At 70.7% G+C, this 5,596-nt stretch carries 3 protein-coding genes; 1 reads left to right on the top strand and 2 read right to left on the bottom strand.

Going from position 1 to position 5,596, the window contains the following annotated elements:
• Positions 1–2,107: ABC transporter ATP-binding protein (locus E3T42_RS08990; RefSeq protein WP_370262112.1), on the top strand; the 2,107-nt coding region annotated here is incomplete at its 5' end.
• A 173-nt stretch (positions 2,108–2,280) separates the two neighbouring features.
• On the opposite strand, the gene E3T42_RS17625 is transcribed toward E3T42_RS08990, so the two are convergent.
• Positions 2,281–3,318, bottom strand: a complete 1,038-nt coding sequence (locus E3T42_RS17625) for a glycoside hydrolase family 38 C-terminal domain-containing protein (RefSeq protein ID WP_338144978.1) — start codon at positions 3,316–3,318, stop codon at positions 2,281–2,283.
• Positions 3,249–5,336, bottom strand: a complete 2,088-nt coding sequence (locus E3T42_RS08985; protein WP_370262110.1) for an alpha-mannosidase — start codon at positions 5,334–5,336, stop codon at positions 3,249–3,251. Before E3T42_RS08985 ends, E3T42_RS17625 begins: the two co-directional genes overlap by 70 nt.
• Positions 5,337–5,596: the final 260 nt, after the last annotated feature.

The raw sequence follows: 5,596 nt of genomic DNA, 5'->3' as shown, positions 1-5,596 counted from the left end.
CCCGGCCGCTGCCCCGGCCGCTGCCCCGGCCGCCCGCGGGCGCATCGGCCGGATGGGGCGCCGCGGCGACACGAGCGGGCCGCGCGCGAAGTTCAGCCAGCTGCTCCCCTACCTGCTCGAGCACAAGAAGGTGCTCGGCTTCGTGATCGTCCTGAGCATCCTCGGCGCGCTCGCCAGTCTCGCCCAGCCGCTTCTGGTCAGCCAGGTCATCACCACCGTGCAGAAGAGCCAGCCGCTGGATGGCCTGGTCTGGGCGCTGATCGCGCTCGTGATCGTCTCCGGCCTGATCAGCGGCTACCAGCACTATCTGCTGCAGCGCACCGGCGAGGGGGTCGTGCTCTCCAGCCGCCGCAAACTGATCGGCCGGATGCTGCGCCTCCCGATCAGCGAATTCGACACCCGCCGCACCGGGGACCTGGTGTCCCGGGTCGGCTCGGACACCACCCTGCTGCGGGCCGTGCTCACCCAGGGCCTCGTCGAAGCGATCGGCGGGTCGCTCACTTTCGTCGGTGCCCTGATCGCGATGCTCGTGATCGACCCGGTGCTGCTCGGACTGACCGTGCTCGTGATCGCCGTGTCGGTGGTCGCCGTCACACTGCTGTCGCAGCGCATCCGTACCGCCAGCCTCGCCGCCCAGGCCAAGGTCGGCGACCTGGCCGCCAGTGTCGAGCGCGCCATCAGCGCCGTGCGCACCGTGCGCGCCTCCAACGCCACCGACCGGGAGGTCGCGGCCGTCGAAGAAGACGCCAAGGGAGCCTGGCGGATGGGCATCCAGGTCGCCAAGATCTCGGCGCTGGTCGTGCCGATCGCGGGCATCGCGATGCAGGTGTCCTTTCTGGTCGTGCTGGGCGTCGGCGGTTTCCGCGTCGCCAGCGGCGCGATCACGATCGCGAACCTGATCGCGTTCATCCTGTTCCTGTTCCTGATGATCGTGCCGCTCGGCCAGGCGTTCGGGGCCATCACCTCGGTGAACGCGGCGCTCGGCGCACTGGGCCGGATCCAGGAGATCATCGACCTGCCCGCCGAGGACCAGTTCGACCGCGACATCGCGCCGCTGGCCATGACGGTCGGCGCCGCGAACGAATCGGTGCGGCCGGATGCGCCGGCGATCTCGTTCGAGAACGTGCACTTCGGGTATGCGGTCGCGGCTCCGGAGTCGGCGGATGCGGCGTCTGGCGCCGGTACTGCGCCTGCTGGTGCTGAATCAGGTGCTGACTCTGGTTCTGAATCTTCGGCTTCGGAGCCCGGGTTCGTCGTGCCGCCCATTCTCGAGGCCGCCATCGTCGTGCCCACCGTGTTCGAGGAGGTCCTGGCCGAACCCGACCTGATCGACGCCGATCTGGACGCGGCGGATCGCGAGTCCCCGGAGCGCGGGGCCGCGGAACGGGCGGCCGAGCGCGCCGACGCCGAGGCCGCCGGCGAACCCCGCCCGGTCCTCCGCGGCGTGTCGTTCAGCGCCCCGCGCGGACTGCGCACCGCGCTGGTCGGCCCGTCCGGCGCCGGGAAGAGCACGATCCTGGCCCTGATCGAGCGCTTCTACGATCCGACCGCCGGGGTCGTGCGCCTGGGCGGTCTGGACATCCGTACCCTCGACCGCGCCGCGCTCCGCTCCCAGATCGGTTATGTCGAGCAGGACGCGCCCGTGCTGGCCGGTTCGCTGCGGGACAACCTCACCCTGTCGACGCCGGACGCGACCGACGAGGAGTGCATCGCGGTGCTGCACGCGGTGAACCTGACCGAGGTGCTCGACCGTGACCCCGCCGGCCTAAACGCTGCGGTCGGCGAGTCCGGCGTCATGCTCTCCGGCGGCGAACGCCAGCGGCTCGCGATCGCCCGGGCGCTGCTGGCGGCCCCGCCGATCCTGCTGCTGGACGAGTCCACCTCGAGCCTCGACGGCGTCAACGAGCAGAAGATGCGGGCCGCGATCGACGCGGTCGCCGTCGACCGCACCCTGATCGTGATCGCGCACCGCCTGTCGACCGTGGTCGATTCCGACCAGATCGTGGTGCTCGACCACGGCCAGGTCATCGGCACCGGCACGCACTCCGAGCTGGTGGCGTCCACCCCGCTCTACCGCGAGCTGGCCAAGCACCAGCTGCTCGTCTAGCGCCCCCTGGTCTCGGGACTCGGCCCGTACGAATGGCCTGAACCAATTCGACGGAGATTTTGCTCTAGAACGCCGGTTTCGGGCCTGAAACGCCCGATTCGGCCAAAATCTCCGTCGAATTGGTCAGCCGGGCGGCCGGGTCCGGTTCGGCTGGCCAATGAACGAGCGGGCGCCTACGGGCGGGCGAAGCGCAGGGTGACCAGCTGGAAGGGACGCAGCTCGAGGGCCAGCGCGGGACCGTCCGCCGAGAGCGTGGCGGCGCCGGCGGCCAGGGGGCGTTCCAGGAGATCGGTTTCGGTCACATCCGTCGCCTCGAAATGACGGATGACCCGCGCCCGCGCCCGCGACCCGTGCGCCTCGTAGAGCCGCACGATCAGATCCCCGCTGCGGTCCTCGGCCAGCTTGACCGCCTCGACCACCACCGCCGGGTTGTCGACCTCGATCAGATGTTCCACGCGGGCGGCACTCACCCCGTCCACCGTGCGCAGCGGCCGGTTGAGCCGGTAGCCCTCCGCGACCGCCTCGGGGATGCCGGCGCCCACCCGCAGCGACACCCGCAGTTCGTGGCGCCCCTGGTCGGCGGCGGGGTCCGGGAACACCTCCGCGCGCAGCAGCGACAGCCGCACGGTCGTCCGGGTGCGGCCGTCCGGGCCGGTCGACCGGCCGATGTCGTGGCCGTAGGTCGAGTCGTTGGCCACGGCCACCCCGTAGCCGGGCTCGCCCACGTGCACCCAACGGTGGGCGACCGTCTCGAAGCGGGCGGCGTCCCAGGACGTGTTGGTGTGCGTGGCCCGGAACACGTGACCGAACTGAATCTCGGATGCCGCCCGGTCGGCGTGCAGATCCAGCGGGAACGCCAGTTTCAGCAGCTTCTGCTTCTCGTGCCAGTCGATCTCGAGGTGCAGGTCGATCGCCGGCGACCCGGCCGCGAGGGTGATCCGCTCCACCAGGCGGGAGGAGCCGAAGGTGCGCGTGACCCGAACGCTGACTTGCTCAGGCGCATCGGCGAACACCTCCACGGACTCGGCCGCGCTGAGGTCCACCGTGTTGCGCTTGTAGTGCTCGTCGATGTCCCAGGCGTCCCACTGGGTGGGGGTGTCCCGGTGCAGCTGGAGCAGGTTGCCGCGCGCGCCGCGGGGCATCAGCTCCCGGGCCGCGGCGAGGTCGACCACGGAGGAGAAGAGCCCGTCAGCGTCGATCGTGACGGCCACGAGGCCGTTGTCGAGCACGAGGCCGGCGGGCGAGCGGCGCACCGTGGCGCGGGGTGCCGGCGGGGTGCTGACGGCATCCGTCTCGGTCGCCTCGCCACCCCCAGCCCCGATATGCCTCCGACGGAATATGGCCCGGCGTTGAGCGTGACCGCGCCGTCACCGGCCCCGCACATCTGCCGCGCCGACACCTCGATCAGGGTGGTGAGGGCATCCGCGACGGCGGCGTAGTTGCGCTCCGCCTCCTGGTGCACCCACGCGATCGACGAGCCCGGCAGGATGTCGTGGAACTGCTGCAACAGCACGGTCTGCCAGGCCTGCTCGAGCGCGTCGTACGGGTACTCGGCGCCCGACGAGACGGATGCCGCGCACGCCCACAGCTCCGCCTCCCGCAGCAGGTGCTCGCTGCGGCAGTTGCCGCGCTTGGTGCGGGCCTGCGAGGTGTACGTGCCGCGGTGGAACTCGAGGTAGAGCTCCCCCGACCAGACCGGCGGCTCGGGGTACTCCGCCTCGGCCGCCTCGAAGAAGCGCCGCGGTGTCGACAGCTCTACCGTGGGCGAACCCCCCAGCGACGCGGTGCGGCGGGCGGCGGCGATCATCTCCTCGGTCGGACCGCCTCCCCCGTCGCCCCAGCCGAACGGCACGAGCGAGGTGTTGGCCGCGCCCTTTTCGGCGTACTGGCGCTCGGCCCGGGCCAGTTCCTCCCCCGACAGCTGCGCGTTGTAGGTGTCCACCGGCGGAAAGTGGGTGAAGATCTGCGTGCCGTCGATCCCTTCCCAGCGGAAGGTGTGGTGCGGCATCAAGTTGGTCTCGTTCCAGGACGTCTTCTGGGTCAGGAACCAGCGGGACCCGGCTGCCACCATGATCTGCGGCAGCGCGGCCGAATAGCCGAACGAGTCCGGCAGCCAAACCTCGAGCGGTTCCACCCCGAATTCCTCGATGAAGAAGCGCTTCCCGGCCACGAACTGCCGCGCCAGCGCCTCCCCGCCGGGCATGTTCGTGTCCGACTCCACCCACATCCCGCCGACGGGCACGAACCGGCCGGCCGCGACCTGCGCCTTCACGCGGGCGAACAATTCGGGGTAGTGCTCCTTGAGCCAGGCGTATTGCTGGGCGGATGAGGCGGCGAACGCGAAATCCGGATTCTCCTCCATCAGGGACAGCACGTTCGAGAACGTGCGGGCCACCTTCCGCACCGTCTCCCGAACCGGCCAGAGCCAGGCGCTGTCGATGTGCACATGCCCCACCGCGTGCAGCCGGTGCGCGCTGGCGTTCGCGGGGCGGGCGAGCACCGCGGCGAGGGCGGCCCGGCCGAGTCCGGCGGTGCCGGCCACGTCGTCGGGGTCCATCGCGTCGATACAGCTCTCGAGCGCCCGCCGGATCTCCGCCCGCCGGGCCAGCCCGACCGGCAGCTCCCGCATCAGCCCGGTCAGGGTCCAGAAGTCCTGGGAGAGTTGCCACACGGCCTCATCCCGGAGGGCGAGGTCCACCCGCTTCAGCCGGTAGATCTGATCGGTCCCGGCCGTGGCCGGGTCGCCCTGGTCGGTGGCCACGAACGTGAACCCGGAGGTGACGTCCGGGTTGGCGGCCGCCTCGATGTACAGGTCGACCTGTCCGCCGGGCCGGGCCCGGAGCGGCACGCTGCGGTTTCGCGGTTCGACCGCCTTGAGGATGATCCCGTCCGGGGTCCAGACCAGCCCCTCCGCCTGGAACCCGGGCGTCGCCCGGCTGAACCCGAGGTCGACGACGAGTTCGACGCGGGTGCCGGCCTCCCCCGCCCACTCGGCGGGCACCGTCCCCGTCACGTGGAACCAGGTCGTGCCCCACGGCCGGCCCCAGGCCCGGCCCGTGCCGAACGCCGTGTAGGACTGGCGCACGGCCTCGCTGAAGGGCACCCGGGCATCCGTCACCGACCAGGCGTCGACCCGCAGCGGCACGGATGCCCGGTGCACCGCCGGGCGCAGCCGCTCCCGAACGAACCGGTCGATGCGTTTCTCCACGAGCGCGCCGTCGTCATGCATGGGAACCTGCGACTTCCCGCCGGGACCCCGCCCGACTGGCAGCATTTTACGACCGTCCCCCGCCCGGCACCCAAACCTTTTCGCCGCCCCGAGAACCAATTCGACGGAGATTTTCGGTTCTGAAGCGGTTCAGACCAGCCAAACCGGCTTTTTAGCGCCAAATCTCGGCTCTCCTGCTGCATCTGTGGGTCTTTCGGAGCGCCTTAACGGCCGCACGCCGCTTCCTGTCTAGGTTTCTGACTGTCAAGGAAAGAAACTTT

This window comes from Cryobacterium sp. TMT4-10 (genome assembly GCF_004403275.1).
Classification (GTDB): Bacteria; Actinomycetota; Actinomycetes; order Actinomycetales; family Microbacteriaceae; genus Cryobacterium; species Cryobacterium shii.
Note: the sequence above shows the minus strand (reverse complement) of the source record. Positions and strands in the feature narration are given on the sequence as shown.